Consider the following 17,867-nt stretch of genomic DNA (forward strand, 5'->3'; position numbering starts at 1 on the left):
TGGTGACAGCATCGTGCGGCCACGGCGGACGTGTGCCACCGTGAGATGGTCGAAGACCGCCGGTCGGCACGCCCGACGACGGCCACGTTCTCGAGCCCGAGGAGCGAGTCATGGCCGGTCAAGGAACTGACGCGCGCAAGGGCCGTTCGGGCTCGGGGTACACCCCGCTGCGCCCGGCCCCCTCCGTGCGCTCCTCCTACCCGGCGCGGTCCGAGCGGAAGCCGGGGCCCGCGCCGACGCCGCAGGAGCGCGCCGCCCGCGGAAAGGCGGCACGCACGGGCGCACCCCGCAGTGCGCACGGCGAGTTCGAGCCCTCGCAGGGCCGGCCGGACCCTCTGGAGATCATCGAGAGCCAGTCGGCCACGCGGGTCTCCGATCTGGTGCCGATCCGCTACGGGCGGATGCTGGAGTCGCCGTTCCGCTTCTACCGCGGGGCCGCGGCGATCATGGCGGCCGATCTGGCCACGACCCCGCGGAGCGGCCTGACGGCCCAGCTCTGCGGGGACGCGCACATGCTGAACTTCCGCCTCCTCGCCTCGCCCGAGCGGCACTTGATGTTCGACATCAACGACTTCGACGAGACCCTGCCCGGCCCGTGGGAGTGGGACGTCAAACGGCTGGCCACGAGCCTGGTCATCGCGGGCCGGGAGAACGGCTTCTCCGACGCCGAACGGGCGGGTGTCGTCCTGACCGCCGCCCGCCGGTACCGCGAGCAGATGCGCCTCTACGCCGGTATGCGCAACCTCGACGTCTGGTACGCGCGCCTCGACATGGACGAGATCCAGGCGGTCGTGGCCGAGCAGCTCGACAAGGTCCACCGCAAGCGCCTGTCCCGCGCCCTGGACAAAGCGCGCTCCCACGACACCCTGCAGGCGTTCGGCAAGCTGACCGAGGAGATCGACGGCGAACGCCGGATCGCCCCCGACCCGCCGCTGATCGTGCCGCTCGGCGATCTCCTCCCCGAGGTGCAGCGCCACCATCTCGAGGACGCGATCCGCGAGCTGATCGAGCGCTACAGCCACAGCCTCCGCGCCGATCACCGGCATCTGCTGGAGCAGTACCGGTTCGCTGACGTGGCCCGCAAGGTCGTCGGCGTCGGCAGCGTCGGCACCCGCTGCTGGATCGTGCTGCTGGTCGGCAGGGACGACGAGGACCCGCTGCTGCTGCAGGCCAAGGAGGCGGACACCTCCGTCCTCGCCCCGTACGCGGGCGCCGGCCGGTACACCAACCAGGGGCAGCGGGTGGTCACCGGCCAGCGGCTGATGCAGGCCGCGAGCGACATCTTCCTCGGCTGGGAGCGCGCTGTCGGCATCGACGGCAGGAAACGCGACTTCTACATCCGGCAGTTGCGCGACTGGAAGGGCATCGCCCAGCCGCAGACCATGGAGCCGTACGCGATGAGCCGGTTCGCCGAGCTGTGCGGCGCCACCCTGGCCCGCGCCCACGCACGGTCCGGCGACCGCATCGCGATCGCGGGCTACCTGGGCAGCGGTGACTCCTTCGACCGGGCCATGGTGCGGTTCGCGGAGAGCTACGCGGACCAGAACGAGCGCGACCATCAGGCTCTCGTCGACGCGGTGCGGGCCGGACGGCTCTCGGCAGAGGCGGCGTAGCCCGGCCGGAGGGCCCGAACAGGCCGAGCGCTCCCGGCAGTCGGAGTCCTCCGGGATCACGCCTGCTGCCGCAGGTCCTCGTCGGTGAGGGACTGCAGATCGCCCCGCGCGTCCAGCCGGTAGAGCACCACCAGCGCGGGCCCGACGCACACGACGGCGACGAGGGTGACGAGCATCAGCCACCGCAGCGTGGTGTTCGCGCCCGCGCCCTCGGCCACCGTGAGCGAGGTCGGCACCAGGTACGGGCGCTGGGCCAGGCCCCACGCGAGCACCGTCAGCGCCACCGCTCCGACCGCGGTCACCCGCGACCAGCCGGTGACGCCGCGCGCGAGGAGCCCCGCGGTGGCCAGGGCGCACACCGCGGCGAGGACGACGAAGACCAGCCCGGCCCCGCCGGTGAGCCCGTGGTGGACGTAGCTCGCGTCGTCGCGGGTCACGCGCAGGCCGATGACGGCGAGGACGGCCAGCGCTCCGAGAGCGGCCAGCGCCCTCAGGCGGAAGTAGCCGACGAGGTCGGCGGCCCCGAAGCGCCGCGCGTCACCGGCCAGGAACACCGCGCCGAGGAAGGCGCTGGCCCCGATCGCCAGCAGTCCGGCGATGACGGAGGTCGGGTTGTGCCAGGCGTCCGCCGACGCCTCGGTGCCCGGTGCGACGCGCCCGGTGGCCACACCGCCCACCGCGGCGCCCAGGAAGAACGGGGTGAGCAGGGACGACACGGCGAACATGGCGCCGTAGACGCGCCGTCCCGCCACCCTCCGCGTCGGTTTGCGGAGGGCGAACCCGGCCCCGCGCAGCACGAGTCCGACGGCGGCGAGCACCAGCGGCAGCCACATCGCCGAGAAGACCGTCTGGTAGAAGACCGGGAAGCCGGTCCACATGAGCACGAAGACGAAGATCAGCCAGACGTTGTTGACCTCCCACACAGGGGCCATGGCGTGGTCGATCAGCCATCGTGGCCGCCGTCCCCGGTCCGCGCCCCCGGCGAGCAGGTCCCAGAAGCCGGCGCCGTAGTCCGTACCGCCGCCGCAGACGTACGCGGCGACGGCCACCAGCAGCACCCAGGCGACGAGGTCGTCAATCATTGCGGGCTCCCGTGGGCGGAGCGGACAGCGCGGTGGCGCGGGGGCCGTACGGCGTCTCGCTCTCCGGGGCCTTGGCGGGCCGGGCCGTGGCGAAGCCCTCGTCGGCGACGCGCCAGCGGGCGCTCATCCTCCGCAGCACCGCGACGAAGGCGCCGAAGATGACGACGTAGACGACGATGACGACGCCGAGCGCGGCCCACAGCGCGTCGGCGCGGGTGGTGGTGACGGCCTCCGAGACCCGCATCACCTCGTAGACGATCCAGGGCTGGCGGCCGACCTCGGTGGTGATCCAGCCGCACTCCACGGCCACGACCGAGGCGACACCGGCGCAGGCCGCGGAGCGGAAGAACCAGCGCGACGTCGGCAGGTCCCGCTTCCGCCACCAGCACCAGGCGAACCAGAGGGCGAGCACCACGAGGAGGGAACCGATGACGGCCATGGTGTCGAACGCCCAGTGGACGACGGTGGCCTGAGTGGCCGTCGGACGGTGGGTGGCGGGGACGGAGCTGAGTCCGATCACCCTGGTGTCGGGGCTGTACCCGGCGAGGATCGAGTCCAGGTCGGGGATCTTGATGCCGCCCGTCACGCTGCCGTCCGGATGCATGCGGCCGTAGAGATATTCGGGCACATGGGTGTCGGTCTTCCAGACGAGTTCCGCGGCCGCGAACTTGATCGGCTGCTTGTGGAAGAGGGACCGGGCGATGGAGTCGCCGACCACGAACTGGATCGGGGTGAAGATCGCGGCGACGGTGAACGGCAGGGTGAATCCGAGCCGGTGGTAGCGGTCGCGGCGGCCGCGCAGCCATCCGACCGCGTAGACGCCCGCGACGACGAATCCGGCGGTGATGATCATGGCGACGACGAAGTGCCAGTACTGCGGCCCGAACATCGGGGTGAACACGGCTTTTCTGAGGTCCACGTCGACGGGCCGGCCGTCGGCGTCGAGGGTGAAGCCGCGCGGTGTGTTCATCCAGGAGTTGGCGGCGAGGATGCCGAAGGCTCCCATGAGCGCGGCGGCGGGCAGGGGGACGGCGAGCCAGAAGTGGGTCCAGGGCTTGAGCCGTTTCCAGCCGTAGAGATAGATCGCGATGAGGATCGACTCCAGGAAGAACGCCCACGCCTCGACACCGAAACCGATGCCGAACACATCGCCCCAGCGCCCCATCATGCCCGGCCACAGCAGACCGAATTCGAAGGACAGCACGGTGCCCGTCACGATGCCCACCGCGAACTGGACCGCCATGACGGCCGACCAGCGGCGTGCCAGGAGCAGCGCCACGGGGTCGTCGCGGCGCAGCGCGCGGTAGTGCATGAGCAGCGTGAGGAAGGGCAGCGCGACACCGAAGGGCACCAGGATGATGTGGGTCCCCAGAGTGAAGGCCATCAACTCCCGTGCGGGGAGGAGCTGTTCGGGTGCGCCGGCGGCCAGCAGGGCCGCTGCGGTGCTCAACTCTGCCCCGCGGGGCCGGGGCGCCCGGCGGCGTCCGGCCGTACGCCGCTGCCCGTCGAGCCGTCGCTCGTCGCGTCGTCCTTCTGCGACCCGCCCTTCTCCGACCCGTCGTTCCGTACGGAGTCGCTCTTCGCCCCGTCGCCCGGCTCCCCGCCCGCGTCCGACTGCCCGTCGGTGCGCCGCGACAGATGGGCGCGCTCGCGGCGGGTGCCCGAGGAGAAGGCGACCAGCCAGGTGAGCACCGCCCCGATCCTGCTGCGGAATCCGGTGAGGAAGGCGATGTGGATGAACAGCCAGATCAGCCAGCCCAGGAACCCGGACACCTGGAGGGGACCGGCCTTCACCACCGCCCGCCCGCGCGTGATGTAGGCGGCGCTGCCGAGGTCGCGGTAGCGGAACGGGCGCGGCGCCTTGGTCCTGCGTTCCACGCTGTGCCGGATCTGGCGGGCGGCGTACCACCCCGACTGCATGGCGACCTCGGCGAGACCGGGCAGCTTGTCCAGGCTCATCATGTCGCCGACGACACGGATCTCGGGGTGTCCGGGAATCGTCAGATACGGGTCGACGACGATCCTTCCCGCCCGGTCCTGTTCCGCCCCGGTCGCCTTTGCCAGGGCGTCCGCGAGCGCCGGCGCCTGAACTCCCGCCGTCCACAGCACCGTTCCCGCGCTGATGCGCTCGGTGGCGCCGTCGTGGCCGCGTACGTCAAGCCCGGTCGCGTCCACGTCCGTGACCACGGTCTTCAGGTGGAGTTCGACGCCGATCCGGCGCAGGGTGCGTTCGGCCCGCTCGGCCAGCTCGGTCCCGAACGATCCGAGTGCCGCGTCCCCGCCCTCGAAGAGCAGCACCCGGGCCCGCCCGGAGTCGATCGCGGAGAACTCGCGCTCCAGGGTGCGGGTCGCGATCTCCCGGATCTGCCCGGCCAGTTCGACCCCGGTCGGCCCGGCTCCGACGAGCGCGAACGTCAGCCAGTGCCGCTGCTCCTCGGGATCCTCGCTCGCCTCGGCCAGTTCGAAGGCCCCGTAGATACGGCGGCGGATGTCGAGCGCGTCGTCGAGGGTCTTCATGCCGGGCGCGTAGCGGGCGAACGCGTCGTGGCCGAAGTAGGACTGGCGCACGCCCGCGGCCACGATGAGGTCGTCGTACGGGACGGTGACCGGTACGCCGTCGGGCCGCTCGGCGTGCACCACACGGCCGGGGACGTCCACCCCGGTGGCCTCGGCGAGCAGGCAGCGCACGTTGTCGTGGCGACGGAGGACGGCACGCAGCGGGCGGGCGATCTGGCCCTCGGAGAGGATGCCGGACGCGCACTGGTAGAGCAGGGGCTGGAAGACATGGTGGGCGCAGCGGTCGACGAGGGTGACGGCCACCGGTGAGTTGCGGAAGGCCCTGGCGGCGAACAGCCCGGCGAATCCGCCCCCGACGATCACTACTTGACGGGGTGTCACATGATCCTGCAACACGGCGGCCTCCTGCCGGTCCTCGCCCTCGTGCCGGTCGTCCTCACGACGACCGGTCAGCCACCGGTCGCGAAGCCGGGGAAGAGGGTCATGCCGCCGTCGACGAACAGCGTGGTGCCGACGACGTAGTCGAGCAGGTCGGACGCGAGCAGGACGACGGCGTTCGCGATGTCGTCGGTGTCACCGATGCGGCCGTACGGGATGAGCTTCAGCAGATCCTGCTGCGCGGCGTCGGTCTCCCAGGCGTCGCGGTTGATCGGGGTCTTGATGGCGCCGGGACCGACGGCGTTCACCCGGATCCGTTCCGGGGCCAGCTCCTGCGCCAGGGTCTCCATCATCATCTGCACCCCGCCTTTGGACGAGGCGTAGTTGACGTGTCCGGCCCAGGGGATGATCTGGTGCACCGAGCTCATGCAGACGATCTTCCCGGCGGAGCGGGAGACCTCCGGGACGACGCCGCGCCGCCGGAACTCCTTCACCGCCTCCCGCGCGCACAGGAACTGCCCGGTGAGATTGACGTCGATGACCTTCTGCCACTGGGCCATGGACATGTCGGTGAGGGAGGCGTCGCGCTGGAGGCCGGCGTTCGCGACGAGGATGTCGATCGTCCCGAACTCTTCGGCCATACGCCCGATCATGGAGACGACCTGATCCTCCTGGGACACGTCGGCCTCATGGGCGTAGGACCGTACGCCGAAGGACTCGATCTCCTTGACGACGACGTCCGCCGCGGCCTGGTCGGCGACGTAGTTGACGACGACGTCCGCCCCCGCACGGCCGAGCGCGACGGCGGTCGCCTTGCCGATCCCGGAGTTGGCGCCGGTGACCAGGGCCTTCTGACCCTTGAGCAGGGTGCTGGAGATCTGCGGGCGGGCTTCGCGCGTGCTGGTACTCAACTCGTGTCTCCTTCACCGCGGAAAGCGGAGTCTCGCCGCATCTGTCCACGGTGAAGAAACCACGGGCGGCGGCGCGCGGCGGGGACCACGGCCCGGCGCGCGCTGCCCCATTCGCCCGCCTGGGCGAGCGGCCTTAAGTCCAACGGCTCAACCCCGGTGGGGCGGCGGGCCCCGACCGGTCAGCGGAGGCGGTCGATGATGTGGTCGCCGACGCGCAGGGCGTTCGCCATGGCCGTCAGGGACGGGTTCACGGCGCCGATGCTCGGGAAGAAGCTGGTGTCGACGACGTAGAGGTTGTCGAGGTCGTGCGCCTTGCAGTGGACGTCGAGCGCGGAGCTGCGCGGGTCGGTGCCGAAGCGTACGGTTCCGGCCTGGTGCGCGGTCGCCCCGATCGGCATGTCCTTGTGGAGATAGAGGCTGTGCGCCAGCAGGTGGTGCTCGCGCATGCCGAGATGGCCGAGCATCTTCTCCAGCTTGTGGCGCAGCCGTTCGACACCGGTGGTGTTGTTCTGCTCGTCGATCGCGAGGCGGACGCCGCCGTCCTTCTCCAGCGTCACGCGATTCTCCGGTGCGGGCAGGTCCTCGCCGCACAGCCAGAAGTCGACGGCGTGATGGGCGAGCACCTCGAAGGGCATGTCCGGCGAGAGGGCGGCGGCCCAGCGCGGCGCCTCGCCGTGGATCTGCTCGGCGTCGGACTTGCCGAGCATCTGGATGCCGCCCAGCGGGTAGTCCCAGTCGTCCGAGCCCAGATACCAGTCGTTCATCGCGAGCGTCTTCTGGAACGTGGTGTCGTTCGGCTCCTTCGACACCGCCATGAGGGCGAGGTTGTTGTGGCGCATGTAGTGGCGGCCGACCACGTCCGAGCTGTTGGCGAGCCCGCCGGGGTGCCGGTCGCCGGCCGAACGGAGCAGCAGCAGCGCGGAGTTGAGCGCCCCGCACGCCACGACGACGATGTCGCCGCGGTAGGTGACGGTGGAGGCCGGACCACCCGGCTCGCCGACGGTGGTGACGACCTCGGTGACCGTACGTCCCGTGGGGTCGGTCTCCAGCCGGTCGACGCGGGCGTGGGTGACCAGGTCGACGTTGTCGTGCTCCAGGGCCGGGTCCACGCAGATCACCTGGGCGTCTGATTTGCCGTTCACCAGGCAGGGGAAGCCGTCGACGCGGTTGCAGCGGATGCACACGCTGCTGCGGGTGGCACGCCCGTACTCGTCCTGGGTCAGGTTCACCCCGATCGGCAGGTGGAAGGGGTGCAGTCCGCGCTTCTCCAGGTCGTCGCTGAGCTGCTGGATCCGCGGCTCGTGCTGCACGGGCGGATGGGCGTACTGGGCGCTGGTCGGCCCGCAGGTCGGGTCCTCGCCGTGCCGGCCGTGCACGAGATAGAGGTGCTCGGCCTGCGTGTAGTACGGCTCCAGGTCCTCGTACCGGATCGGCCAGGCCGGGGAGATTCCGTCCTGGTGCCGCAGCTCGCCGAAGTCCTCGGGGCGCAGCCGGAAGAGGGCGGCGCCGTAGAACTTGGTGTTGCCGCCGACGTAGTAGTTCAGCTCCGGGGGGAAGGTGCGTCCGTGCCGGTCCTGCCAGAACTCGTCCGCCCGGTACTTGCCCTGCACGAAGACGGCGGTCGACTCCCAGTTGTCGCGCTCGCGGGGCAGGTAGCCGCCGCGCTCGAGCAGCAGGACACGCCGCCCGGAGCCGGCCAGCCGGTGTGCCAGGGTGCCGCCGCCCGCACCGGTGCCGATGATGATGACGTCGTACGTCCGGTCCTCTGCCACGGGATCCCCTGCCTTCCTGGAGGAAACGGGGACGGGGCGGACCGCGGTGGCCCGTGAGGCCCCTGCCCGCCAGGGTGCGCCCGGCCCCCCGTCCTCGCGCCTCGCCCACCGCGGGTGATTCCGCCGTACGCACGATGACCTGGGCCGTTGCCTCCCCGTGCGGGGTCAGGGGTGACCGTGCGGGACCGCGCGCCGTCCCGGTCGACCACCCGTATGGCGACGTCTGCTACCCGAACGGCATGGCTGAGGTTGAGCGCGGTTTTCGGTCGCATGATCGTGGCCCTGCACCGGTATTCCTCCGATGCCGTCGGCGTCGGAGTCACACGATGTGGAGGGTTCCATGCGTAGGTCTCTGTTGTTCGCCATGGGCGCGGTCCTGTGCGTCACGGGGTTCGCCGCCCCGGCCGCCGCCGTCGAGCAGCCCGGCCCGCCCGTGCAGGCCGACCCGTCCGTGCGGGTCGACCCGTCCGCGCAGGCCGGCCCGCTCGTACAGGTCGGTCCGTCCCAGCAGGCAGGCCCGTCCCTGCAGGCCGACAGCGCGAAGGGGTTCGAGCGGATCGAGCTCACGACCCGGACGACGAGTCACTACAACGACAGCGGTCCTGACGGGCCCAGCGCGGGGGACGAGGTGCTCTCCACCGGTGTTCTGCTCAAGGACGGCCGTCCGGTCGGGGAGTTCGGGAACGAGTGCTCGTTCCTGGCGGCCGACGCTCAGTCACAGACGCTGCAGTGCGTGGAGTCCTGGTCCTTGGAGGACAAGGGGGAGCTGACCTCCCAGGCCCTGACGGAGCAGACGTCCACGACCGGGCCGCGTGCGTGGACCGCGGTCATCACCGGCGGTACCGGTCGTTTCCTGGGCGCCGAGGGCTTCATCGTCACCCGGAAGGACACCCCGGAGGAGGGGACGGACCGGGTCACCATCTTCCTCAAGCGGGGCTGACCACGCCTGTGCCGAGGCCGCGTGACGCGGCCCGCAGGTGATGTGTCGCCGGTGGCGCCGCTCAGGGCGCTGCCGGCGACGCGTTCGTTCCGCGAGACCGTCGGCCTTCCGCCGTACGCACGATCACCTGGGCCGTTGTCTCCCCGGCGCGCAGCGCGTGCTCGGCGGTGGCGGGGCGGCACCGGCCCAACTCCGGGTCGTAACTCGCCATGACCACGTGCCCGTGGTCGGCGCCCGGCACCTCCTCCAGAGTGACGGGACGGCCCGTGCGCTCCAGGGCGGAGAGGAGCGTGCGGGAGTGCGCGGGGGCGATCGTCGTGTCCGCCGTGCCGTGCACCAGCGCGACGGGGACGAGGGCGGCGGTCGTGTCGGCGAGGTCGTCGAGGGGGCAGGTGCCGGTGGTGCGCGCGGGGACGTCGTAGCGGGAGGCGATGCCGACGACCGCGGCGGGCGGCGGGTGTCCGTCCGCCTCGGCCCGCAGGGCGAGGGCGAGCGCGGCAGGAGCTCCGGCGGACCAGCCGGCGAGGACGATCCGCTCCGGGTCGGCGCCGTACGCGTCCGCCTCGCGCAGGACGAAGTCCCGGGAGCCCAGCAGGTGCGCGCGCCCGTGGTCGGACGCGTCGGGACGCCAGTCCGGGACGAAGACCGGGACGCCGTGGCGGGCCACGGCCCGGGCGAGCGGCGCGAGGACCTGGCGGTCGTCGGGACTGCTGCCGTGCCAGAGCAGGACGGCGGCGGCACCCGCCAGCGGCGATCGGGGCTGATGGACGTCGATGAGCTTGCCGTGCGGCCCCCGCACGGTACGGCACTCCGTCAGACCGTCGTCGGCCATGGATCCCTCCCCGTTCGTCGCGGAGGCGGGAGCCGATCTCGCCTCCGCGACGTCTGCTTGCAGGTGAGAACGCTATCAACGGGGACTCGGCGTAAGGAATGTGAGGGGATTTCAGGCAAGTGGCGACGTGCCGTCATGAGCGCTGCCGCCGTGCGGGCACGGCGGCAGCGTCGCGGAGCGGGGACGGGGATGTCAGGAGGTCTGGGCCTTCTCGTAGAGGTTCTTGGCGTCGTTGCCGAAGACCGGGCCGAACATCCAGGTGGTGATGAAGTTGTACTTGAAGCTGTTCACCGACGACTGCAGGCCGGTGCCCGTCTTCTCGTCGAACTTGGTGAACCACGGGCCGCCGCTCGAACCGCCCGTCATGTCACAGGTGATGCCGTGGTCCTGGGAGAGCAGGAAGTCCTTGAACGTCTTCCCGCTGCAGTGGATGAACTTCTCGCCGTCGTACGGGGCGGCGGCCGGGAAGCCGAAGGAGTACATGTCCTGGTTGTAGCCGACGTTGAAGGCGACACCTTGACCGCCGACGGCGTCGGTCAGCTTCTTGCCCTCCAGGGGGCTGACGACGGCGGCGCCGATGTCGTAGTTGATGTCCTCCGTGGCGGTCCACTGCGGCGTGGACAGCGTCTTCGACGCGGCCCAGCGGCCGTGCGGAGCCTGGCCGTCGTGGTAGCCGGGGACGAAGACCCAGTTGGTGTGCCAGGCGCCCTGGAGCTTCACGCAGTGCCCCGCGGTGAGGACGGTGGAGCCGTTGGTGCTGTTGACGGCGTTGCCCGAGCAGGAGGCCGTACGGCCCTGGTAGGTGAAGAACACCCGGCCCGCGGTGGAGACGACCTTGCCGCCGCCGGTCCAGGGGCCGCCGCCGTTGGGGAAGGCCATGGTGCGGGAACCGGACGGCGCGACCGGAGCGACGGTCATCGCCTTGCCGGTGGCCACCTTGCCCGAGAGGCCGCGCAGGTCCTCGCGGTCGACGGAGAGGAGGTCGAGCGGTTCGGCCTTCCGCATCCGCTCGGCCGTCCAGAACTCCTGGACCCGCTGCTGCGCCGCCGAGTTGTCCGCGGCGATGTGGACGGTGGACGGTACGCGGTCGGGGCCGGGGGCCGCCGCGCCCGCGGTTCCGGCCAGCGTCCCGGTGGTGAGGAGGGCGCCCACGGCGATCAGGGTGCCGAGGACGGATCGAGGCATGCGTCTCACTCGCGTACTCCTTCTGCGACGGCCGCGCGGTGTGGCGCGGGCGGTGGGGGCCGGGCCGCCGGGTGAGCTGCCCGAGCAGAGCAGGCGGTGCGGGTGTGATGTGCGCGCATGCAGAGTGCCAGCAGATCCGGTGCGTTGGACAGGCTCATGTCAATATTGGCGAAAACAAGGTGACGCCCACTCATCTGCCCATCGGTGCCGACCGGTTGATCGCCGGTCGCGGCTCACGGCGAGCGGACATGAGCCGGACCTCGGCGGCCGGGCGCGCGAGGGCCGCGCGCCCGGCGACGCTCAGGCCGGCACGGCCTCGATCACGGCGTGGGCCCCGACCGGGGTGAGGGCGGTGCGCCGGAGCCCGGCCGCGGCGAACAGCGCGTCGAATTCGGCGCTCTCGCGTTCCTTCCCGCCGGTCATGGCGAGCATGTTGAGATCCATCAGGGGCGCGGTGCCGGGGGTGCCGACCTCGGGCACGAGATAGTCCACGACGACGATCCTGCCTCCCGCATCGAGCGAGGCCCGGCAGTTCTTGAGGATGCGCACGCAGGTGTCGTCGTCCCAGTCGTGCAGCACGTACTTCAGGACGTACAGGTCGGCCGCCGGGACCGCCTCGAAGAAGTCGCCACCGACCGTGGTGAAGCGTTCCTCCAGACCGTCGGCGGATGCCGCCGCGGCCGCATCGGGAACGATGTGGGGAAGGTCGAACACCCCACCGCGCAGGCCCGGATCTGCCTGCATCATGGCCCGGACGACCGCACCGTCGGCGCCCCCGACGTCCAGAGCGAGCCGCACGCCCTCCGTGCCGACCACCGCCGCGATGCCCTCGGCCGTGGCTCGCGAGAGATTGCCCATGGACTCGGTGAAGTGAGCGGCCTCCTCCCGGTTCCGGGCGAAGTAGTCGAAGATCGTCGATTCGCCGTGCGCCGCCTCGATCTGGTGCCCACCGCTGCGTACGGCTTCCGGGAACAGTCCCCACGGCAGCCAATGGCCCGGGGCCGCCTGGGAAATGGCGAACCCGCGCAACGAATTCGGGTCGTCCTTGCGCAGGGTGCCGAGCAGAGAGGTGCCCTCGTAACGCCTGCCGCCGTCCGGACTCGTCATCAGGCCGAGCGAGGCGCAGGTCCGCAGCAGACGCCGGGCCGCCCCGGTATCGATGCCTTCCGCCCGGGCGATCGCGTCGGGCGTGTCCGTCCCTTCCGCGAGGTGGTCCGCCAGCCGGTAGAGGGCCGCTGCGCGGACCGTCTGCGTCACCCAGAAGCCCGTGACCATGGCCATCATGCGCTCGTAGTCCTGCGCCTGGGCGGGGTTCGGTTCCGTCGACACCTGTGTGAGCTCCTCTTTCGTGAACGGCGCAGCCCGGGACACGGTGTTGTGCGGCTGCCCACTCCGGCAACGGAGCCGGGGCCGGATCGGTTCAGCGCCCACCGGAGTCCGTCCGCTCGCCGCGCGGACCGCGCCCCCAGCGGCCATGCTGGTCCCGTCGGCCGGTCCGCGACGACGAGGGGACCGGGTGGCGGGGACGGCCACGGCGGCGAGGACGCGAGGACGAGGAGGCGAGCGCGATGCCCGGCAGGAAGACGCCCGGGACGCCTTCCGGAGGGAGGTCCTCCGGAGGGAAGTCCGGCCGGGACGCGCGGAGCGAGCAGGACTCACGGGACACCCCCCGGGCCGCACCGCCGGACGGGCGCGCCCCCCGCGTCCCCAAAGCGCTCTACGAGAAGGAACTGCTGCGCCTGCAGACCGAGATGGTCCGGCTCCAGGAGTGGGTGCGCGCCGAGGGCGCCCGGCTCGTCGTCGTCTTCGAGGGGCGCGACGCGGCGGGCAAGGGCGGCACCATCAAACGGCTCGCCGAGCACCTCAACCCGCGCGTCGCCCGTATCGTCGCCCTGCCCGTGCCCACGGAACGCGAGCGCACCCAGTGGTACTTCCAGCGCTACGTCGAGCATCTGCCGGCCGCGGGCGAGATCGTGCTGTTCGACCGGAGCTGGTACAACCGGGCCGGCGTCGAGCGCGTGATGGGCTTCTGCACACCGGAGGAGCACCAGCGCTTCCTCCGCCAGTGCCCGATCTTCGAACGGATGCTCGTCGAGGACGGGATCCTGCTGCGCAAGTACTGGTTCTCGGTGAGCGACACCGAGCAGCAGCGGCGGTTCCGGAAGCGGCTGCACGACCCCACGCGGCGCTGGAAGCTCTCCGCCATGGACCTGGAGTCGATCACCCGCTGGGAGGCGTACTCCCGCGCCAAGGACGAGATGTTCGTGCACACCGACGTCCCCGAGTCGCCGTGGCACGTGGTGGAGAGCGACGACAAGCGCGCCGCCCGGCTGAACATGCTCGCCGACCTGCTGGCGAGCGTGCCGTACGGGGATGTCGCCCAGCCGGATCTGCGGCTGCCGCCCCGTCCCGCGTCCACCGGATACGAGCGGCCGCCCAGGGACCTCCAGACGTACGTCCCCGACCACGCCGCCACGCTCACGGACCGCGGGGAGCGGGCGGACGGCGGGGCATGAACCGTACGCGGTAGCCCCTCGAGCCCTGCCCCCGTGCGCCGTCGCCCCTTGCGTCCCGACGCCTCACGCCATCGGCCTCCGCGCCGCGACGCCTTACGCCATCGGCCTTCACGTCCCGTCCTCCGGCGCCGTCACTCCTCGCGGAGCCGGCGGGACCACTGGGGCTCCAGCAGCTCCCACTCGGCGTCCCACTGCGCGTAGCGGTGCCGGTCGAGCATCCAGCGCAGGCCCGTCCGAGCGCCGATCGCCGCCACGACGACCGCGCCCGCGGTCACGCCGCCGGCCGCCCAGCCGGTCACCGACGCCGACGCGGCGGTCATGGGCGGCGTGGTGACACGGCCGTCGCGGTCGGCCCAGAGCCTGACGGTGGAGCCCTTGTGCGCGTCGGGATCCACCCGTGCCGTGCCGGTCCGCTGGGTGCCGTCCTTCTCGGTCCAGGCGACGCGCGCGTGGTGCAGATCGTCGCCGGTGTCGGCCTGTGCGGATCCGACGACGTCCGCGTCGGTGGTCAGACGGGCGGTGACCTCGTGGCGCTCGGCCGCCTGCGCGTGCACGGTGCGCATCTCGGACGCGTGGACCGCCATGCCCGCCGCCAGAGCCGCCGTCGGGAGTCCCAAGGCGACCAGAAGCAGGATGAGCCGGCCCACCCACCTCTGGACCCGGTCGGAGCGTCGCACGAGCGGGTTCGGTCCTGCGTACGGATCCTCACGGCCGCCCGGATGCCCCTGCCCGAAGGGGCCGGGTCCTGACGCGTACGGCGGTCCCTGCGCGTTCATCGGCTCGCCTCCCCCAGTCGGGGCACGATGTCTCCACGTCCCACCGTCGTCGCGGGGCGGCGGGACGTCACGGGGCCAAAGGTCCCCCGGCTGCGGCCACCCGGTCCGCAGGTGCCGTGGGCAGCGGTCCGCGGCTCCCCTCCCGCGCCCCGGGGCACCGCACCGCTCGCCCTCCCCACGCCGACGACCAGGCAGAACAGTGCCGAAACGGCTGTCTCCGCTCGGGCCGTTCCCACCGCGACGACCCCTACGGGGCCCGGGACGACGAGGGTGCCTTCGGCGCGGGTCCGCTCGGCGCGGCGGTCCGGGACCGGGTGGGCCGGGCCGCAGATCAGGCCGGTCGCCTGCCCTGCGCCGGGCCGTACGGCCGCCGACGGGGGCCGAACGTCCCTGTCCCGGGCACCCGGCTGGACAGCACGCTGGAGAGGCGGACGTGTCCGCGATCTTCCCGCTTCGCTTCGAGACGGAGGCCATCGCCATGGAGCCAGTCGTCACCGTCGGCCTCGACGGTTCACCCGAGAGCCTGGACGCAGCCCGATGGGCCGCGGAGGATGCGTCGCGGCGCAGGTACGCCCTGCGTCTGATGCACGCCTGGGTCATGCTGGCCGAGGACGAGAACCACGCCCCGTCGGAGAACGAGCAGAACTACTGGGCGGAGCGGATCGTGCACGACGCGCACGCCGAGGTCCGCAAGGACCACCCCGACCTGCCCGTCATCGAGGAACTCGTCGCCGGGCAGCCCCTGGCCTCGCTCATGAGGGCCCTGTCGGAGTCCGAGATGCTCGTACTGGGGTCACGCGGGATGGGCACCGTCGAGGCCTTCCTTCTCGGCGACGTCAGCCTCGGTGTCGTGGCACGGGCGGAGCGGCCCGTCGTTCTGGTGCGTCGCGGTCTGCACATGGCGGAACGATCCGGCTCAGGCCGGGGGCGCGTGGTGCTGGGTCTCGACCCGCAGGACTCCACCGACGCGCTGCTCGAGTTCGCCTTCTCCGACGCCGCGGCGCGGGGTGTGCCGCTGGAGGTCGTGAACGCGTACCACGGGCACGGGATCCACCGGCATCGAAACGGCCGCAACGGGCGGCACAAGCGGAACGGGAACGGTGAGGCCGCGCAGCAACTCGCCAAGGAGATGCAGAGGCGGCTGGACGAAACGGTCGAGCCCTGGCGGGAGAAGTTCCCCGGCGTCGAGATGATCGACACCGTACGGCAGGAGAGCCCGACCAAGGCGATGGTGCACGCCGCCGAAGGCGCGGAGCTGCTGATCGTGGGACGGCGGTTGCACCGCGCGCACAGGGCGGCGCGCATCGGCAACGTGGCGCACGCGGCCTTGCACCACGCGCCCTGCCCCGTCGCCGTCATCCCCTACGACTGACCCTGACGACCGATCACTCAACGACTGATCCCTACGACCGAACGACCGACCGCTACGACGGATCGGCTCGACCGCTACGGCGGATCGACCGTCACCGACCCGGCCGGGGTTGCCGCGGGGGCATGGGGATGCGGGGCGCCCCGGTCGACGACACCGCGGCCGGGCCCTTAGGGCCCGGCCGCGGTGTACGGGACGTGGACTCGAGCGAACGGCGACAGTCGCACACATGCCCCAGGGGCTTTTCACGCACCCGGGATCCGGCTCCGCCGTCACGCCCTTACGTCGTGAAGCCCCGAGTCAGAGCAGGTTCAGTCCGTGACCGAGGTCGAGGAGGGTGAAGTCGTTGCTCTCACGGTTGACCGTGTTCTTCTCGCCGTTCTGGCAGATGACGGGGCCCTCGGCCGACTGGTGGTAGTCGCCGCCCAAGAGGGCGGGAATCAGGCCGCCGCCACCCTCCTGCTCCTGGTTGACGTTGCCGCAGATGTTGGTGTTGTCAGCGTCGTCGTGGTGCCCCTTCGCCTCGGTGGCGCTCGCGGTCACCGCCGAACCGACGATCAGACCCGCGGTGGCCACTGCCATGATCGATGCCTTGATGGAAGTACGCACGCTTCTCTCCATTTCTTGTCCTTCTCCGGATGAAAGAACGTGGCAGAACTACCTCCGTCGGCTTCCGCTCCTAACCCCGGACTGGGCCATCCGCGTCACCGGTCCACCCCATTCCATTCGGACGGCCCAATTTCTCTCCCGGGCCCGGCAGTTTTGGCTGCCCGGGAACGGCGGAACGCATTGCGCACCCTGGCATGGCGTGGCTTGCGGCAATCGGAGCAACACCTTTCGGCGCCACTCGCGTTCCGTCAGTTCGGTGGGGCATTCTGGATTTCTCCAGTTCCTGGGTTGGGTACTGGCCGAGAGGGCGGCCCCGCATTCACTGATGTGATGTGGGGCCGCTTTTGTCCCGGCCGTTCTTGCAAACAGCCGCCGTCACCGCCGTAACCTGATTCCGGAGCCGGTCGCCGCCATGGGGAACGGCCCGCCCGTCGTCAGCGGCCGGACGGACGGTCGCGCACCTCCGCGGCCGCGTGCAGGATCATCTCCAGCAGGCCGAGCGCCGTGCAGCTCCCCACATCCGCGTCCGCATCGGCGTCCGCGTCACCGGTCGCCGGCCGCGCGGCGCCCGGAGCGTCCGCCGGCTGTTCCGGTTCGCCGCCGAGGGCCAGCCGGAAGCGACGCAGGTCACTGCAGCGGTCCGCACCGCCCGCCGGAACGTAGTGCCCGAACATCTCCCCGCCCGCTCAGTTTCTGATCTCGCAGATGACCGCGCCCGACGTCACGCGCGCACCGACATCGGCCGTCAGGTCCTTGATCACTCCCGAGCAGTGGGCGCTGAGGGGCTGTTCGGTCTTCATGGCCTCCAGGACCACGACGAGGTCGCCCTCGTTGACGTACTGCCCTTCCTCGACGGCGACCTTGACGATGGTGCCCTGCATCGGGGAGGCGAGGACGAAGTCCGAGAGCGCCGACCGCGTCCTGCCCTTCGGCATGTACCTGGGCGGGCGCGGAGCCTCGGGGAGCGGTGCGACGGCGGACGCGGCGAGAGCCGCGAGCCCCTGAGGGAGGCTGACGTCCAGTCGCTTGCCGCCGACTTCGACGACCAGGCGCTCGCGCGGTCCGGACCCGGCGTTCCGCCCCTCGCTCTCCGGGTCGGTCTCCGGCGCCGTGAAGGGCTCGATGCCACCCGCGAATGCGGTCTCGATCCACTCCGTGTTCACGGTGAACGGCCCGGCGGCTCCGGTCACTTCGGGCGCGAACGCGGGGTCCTCGACGACCGCGCGGTGGAAGGGCAGGACCGTCGGCAGCCCCTCGACGCGGAAGTCCGCGAGGGCGCGGGCCGCGCGCTGCAGCGCCTGCTGCCGGGTGGCGCCGCTCACGACGAGCTTGGCCAGCAGGGAGTCCCATGCCGGGCCGATGACCGA

At 71.5% G+C, this 17,867-nt stretch carries 16 protein-coding genes; 4 read left to right on the forward strand and 12 right to left on the reverse strand.

The features are described from left to right. The first annotated feature begins 110 nt into the window (after positions 1-110). A complete protein-coding gene (locus ABZ822_RS24365; RefSeq protein ID WP_360857996.1) occupies positions 111-1,613 on the forward strand; it encodes a DUF2252 domain-containing protein in 1,503 nt (500 codons plus the stop codon). Between the two features lie 56 nt (positions 1,614-1,669). Here the strand turns inward: ABZ822_RS24365 and ABZ822_RS24370 are convergent, their stop codons facing one another. From ABZ822_RS24370 to ABZ822_RS24390, 5 genes are all read right to left on the reverse strand, one after another. Further along, positions 1,670-2,695 (reverse strand): cytochrome d ubiquinol oxidase subunit II, encoded by a 1,026-nt coding sequence (locus tag ABZ822_RS24370; RefSeq protein WP_360857999.1) that lies wholly within the window; start codon positions 2,693-2,695, stop codon positions 1,670-1,672. After that, complete coding sequence (locus ABZ822_RS24375; protein ID WP_360858066.1) at positions 2,688-4,079, reverse strand: cytochrome ubiquinol oxidase subunit I; 1,392 nt, start codon at positions 4,077-4,079, stop codon at positions 2,688-2,690. Before ABZ822_RS24375 ends, ABZ822_RS24370 begins: the two co-directional genes overlap by 8 nt. A gap of 62 nt (positions 4,080-4,141) precedes the next feature. Continuing rightward, entirely contained in the window at positions 4,142-5,608 is a 1,467-nt protein-coding gene (locus ABZ822_RS24380; RefSeq protein ID WP_360858002.1) for an NAD(P)/FAD-dependent oxidoreductase, read from the reverse strand. A gap of 53 nt (positions 5,609-5,661) precedes the next feature. Beyond that, entirely contained in the window at positions 5,662-6,501 is an 840-nt protein-coding gene (locus ABZ822_RS24385) for an SDR family oxidoreductase (protein WP_360858005.1), read from the reverse strand. A gap of 179 nt (positions 6,502-6,680) precedes the next feature. Next, a complete protein-coding gene (locus tag ABZ822_RS24390; RefSeq protein ID WP_360858008.1) occupies positions 6,681-8,273 on the reverse strand; it encodes a GMC family oxidoreductase in 1,593 nt (530 codons plus the stop codon). Positions 8,274-8,613: 340 nt separating this feature from the next. On the opposite strand from ABZ822_RS24390, the gene ABZ822_RS24395 reads away from it, so the two are divergent. After that, positions 8,614-9,213 (forward strand): hypothetical protein, encoded by a 600-nt coding sequence (locus tag ABZ822_RS24395; protein ID WP_360858011.1) that lies wholly within the window; start codon positions 8,614-8,616, stop codon positions 9,211-9,213. Positions 9,214-9,274: 61 nt separating this feature from the next. On the opposite strand, the gene ABZ822_RS24400 is transcribed toward ABZ822_RS24395, so the two are convergent. The 3 genes from ABZ822_RS24400 to ABZ822_RS24410 all read right to left on the reverse strand — a co-directional run bounded on the left by ABZ822_RS24400 (position 9,275) and on the right by ABZ822_RS24410 (position 12,559). Next, positions 9,275-10,045: an alpha/beta hydrolase fold domain-containing protein gene (locus tag ABZ822_RS24400; RefSeq protein ID WP_360858014.1), complete on the reverse strand. Its 771-nt coding sequence runs from the start codon at positions 10,043-10,045 to the stop codon at positions 9,275-9,277. Between the two features lie 192 nt (positions 10,046-10,237). Beyond that, positions 10,238-11,230: a peptidase gene (locus ABZ822_RS24405; RefSeq protein ID WP_360858069.1), complete on the reverse strand. Its 993-nt coding sequence runs from the start codon at positions 11,228-11,230 to the stop codon at positions 10,238-10,240. 300 nt (positions 11,231-11,530) lie between these two features. Then, positions 11,531-12,559: a methyltransferase gene (locus ABZ822_RS24410; RefSeq protein ID WP_360858016.1), complete on the reverse strand. Its 1,029-nt coding sequence runs from the start codon at positions 12,557-12,559 to the stop codon at positions 11,531-11,533. Between the two features lie 239 nt (positions 12,560-12,798). Between ABZ822_RS24410 and ppk2 the strand changes: the two genes are divergently transcribed. After that, on the forward strand, positions 12,799-13,746 hold the full coding sequence (ppk2, locus tag ABZ822_RS24415) for a polyphosphate kinase 2 (RefSeq protein WP_360858019.1): 948 nt from the start codon (positions 12,799-12,801) through the stop codon (positions 13,744-13,746). A gap of 131 nt (positions 13,747-13,877) precedes the next feature. Here ppk2 and ABZ822_RS24420 read toward each other — a convergent pair whose 3' ends face one another. Beyond that, positions 13,878-14,522, reverse strand: coding sequence for a hypothetical protein (locus ABZ822_RS24420; protein WP_360858022.1), 645 nt, complete (start codon positions 14,520-14,522; stop codon positions 13,878-13,880). A 433-nt stretch (positions 14,523-14,955) separates the two neighbouring features. On the opposite strand from ABZ822_RS24420, the gene ABZ822_RS24425 reads away from it, so the two are divergent. Then, entirely contained in the window at positions 14,956-15,894 is a 939-nt protein-coding gene (locus ABZ822_RS24425) for a universal stress protein (RefSeq protein ID WP_360858025.1), read from the forward strand. A 297-nt stretch (positions 15,895-16,191) separates the two neighbouring features. On the opposite strand, the gene ABZ822_RS24430 is transcribed toward ABZ822_RS24425, so the two are convergent. The 3 genes from ABZ822_RS24430 to ABZ822_RS24440 all read right to left on the reverse strand — a co-directional run. Next, positions 16,192-16,500, reverse strand: coding sequence for a hypothetical protein (locus ABZ822_RS24430; RefSeq protein WP_360858028.1), 309 nt, complete (start codon positions 16,498-16,500; stop codon positions 16,192-16,194). A 434-nt stretch (positions 16,501-16,934) separates the two neighbouring features. Then, positions 16,935-17,174, reverse strand: a complete 240-nt coding sequence (locus ABZ822_RS24435; protein ID WP_360858031.1) for a hypothetical protein — start codon at positions 17,172-17,174, stop codon at positions 16,935-16,937. A gap of 12 nt (positions 17,175-17,186) precedes the next feature. Continuing rightward, on the reverse strand, positions 17,187-17,867 hold a 681-nt coding region (locus ABZ822_RS24440), incomplete at its 5' end, for a biotin/lipoyl-containing protein (RefSeq protein ID WP_360858034.1).

The organism is Streptomyces sp. NPDC047108 (assembly GCF_040643575.1).
Classification (GTDB): Bacteria; Actinomycetota; Actinomycetes; order Streptomycetales; family Streptomycetaceae; genus Streptomyces.

Bases quoted from the DNA above. Each gene is read 5' to 3' on its own strand.
- ABZ822_RS24365 (WP_360857996.1), top strand. From the start codon at position 111: ATGGCCGGTCAAGGAACTGACGCGCGCAAGGGCCGTTCGGGCTCGGGG.
- ABZ822_RS24370 (WP_360857999.1), bottom strand. From the start codon at position 2,695: ATGATTGACGACCTCGTCGCCTGGGTGCTGCTGGTGGCCGTCGCCGCG.
- ABZ822_RS24375 (WP_360858066.1), bottom strand. From the start codon at position 4,079: ATGGCCTTCACTCTGGGGACCCACATCATCCTGGTGCCCTTCGGTGTC.
- ABZ822_RS24395 (WP_360858011.1), top strand. From the start codon at position 8,614: ATGCGTAGGTCTCTGTTGTTCGCCATGGGCGCGGTCCTGTGCGTCACG.
- ABZ822_RS24400 (WP_360858014.1), bottom strand. From the start codon at position 10,045: ATGGCCGACGACGGTCTGACGGAGTGCCGTACCGTGCGGGGGCCGCAC.
- ABZ822_RS24405 (WP_360858069.1), bottom strand. From the start codon at position 11,230: ATGCCTCGATCCGTCCTCGGCACCCTGATCGCCGTGGGCGCCCTCCTC.
- ppk2 (WP_360858019.1), top strand. From the start codon at position 12,799: ATGCCCGGCAGGAAGACGCCCGGGACGCCTTCCGGAGGGAGGTCCTCC.
- ABZ822_RS24420 (WP_360858022.1), bottom strand. From the start codon at position 14,522: ATGAACGCGCAGGGACCGCCGTACGCGTCAGGACCCGGCCCCTTCGGG.
- ABZ822_RS24435 (WP_360858031.1), bottom strand. From the start codon at position 17,174: ATGTTCGGGCACTACGTTCCGGCGGGCGGTGCGGACCGCTGCAGTGAC.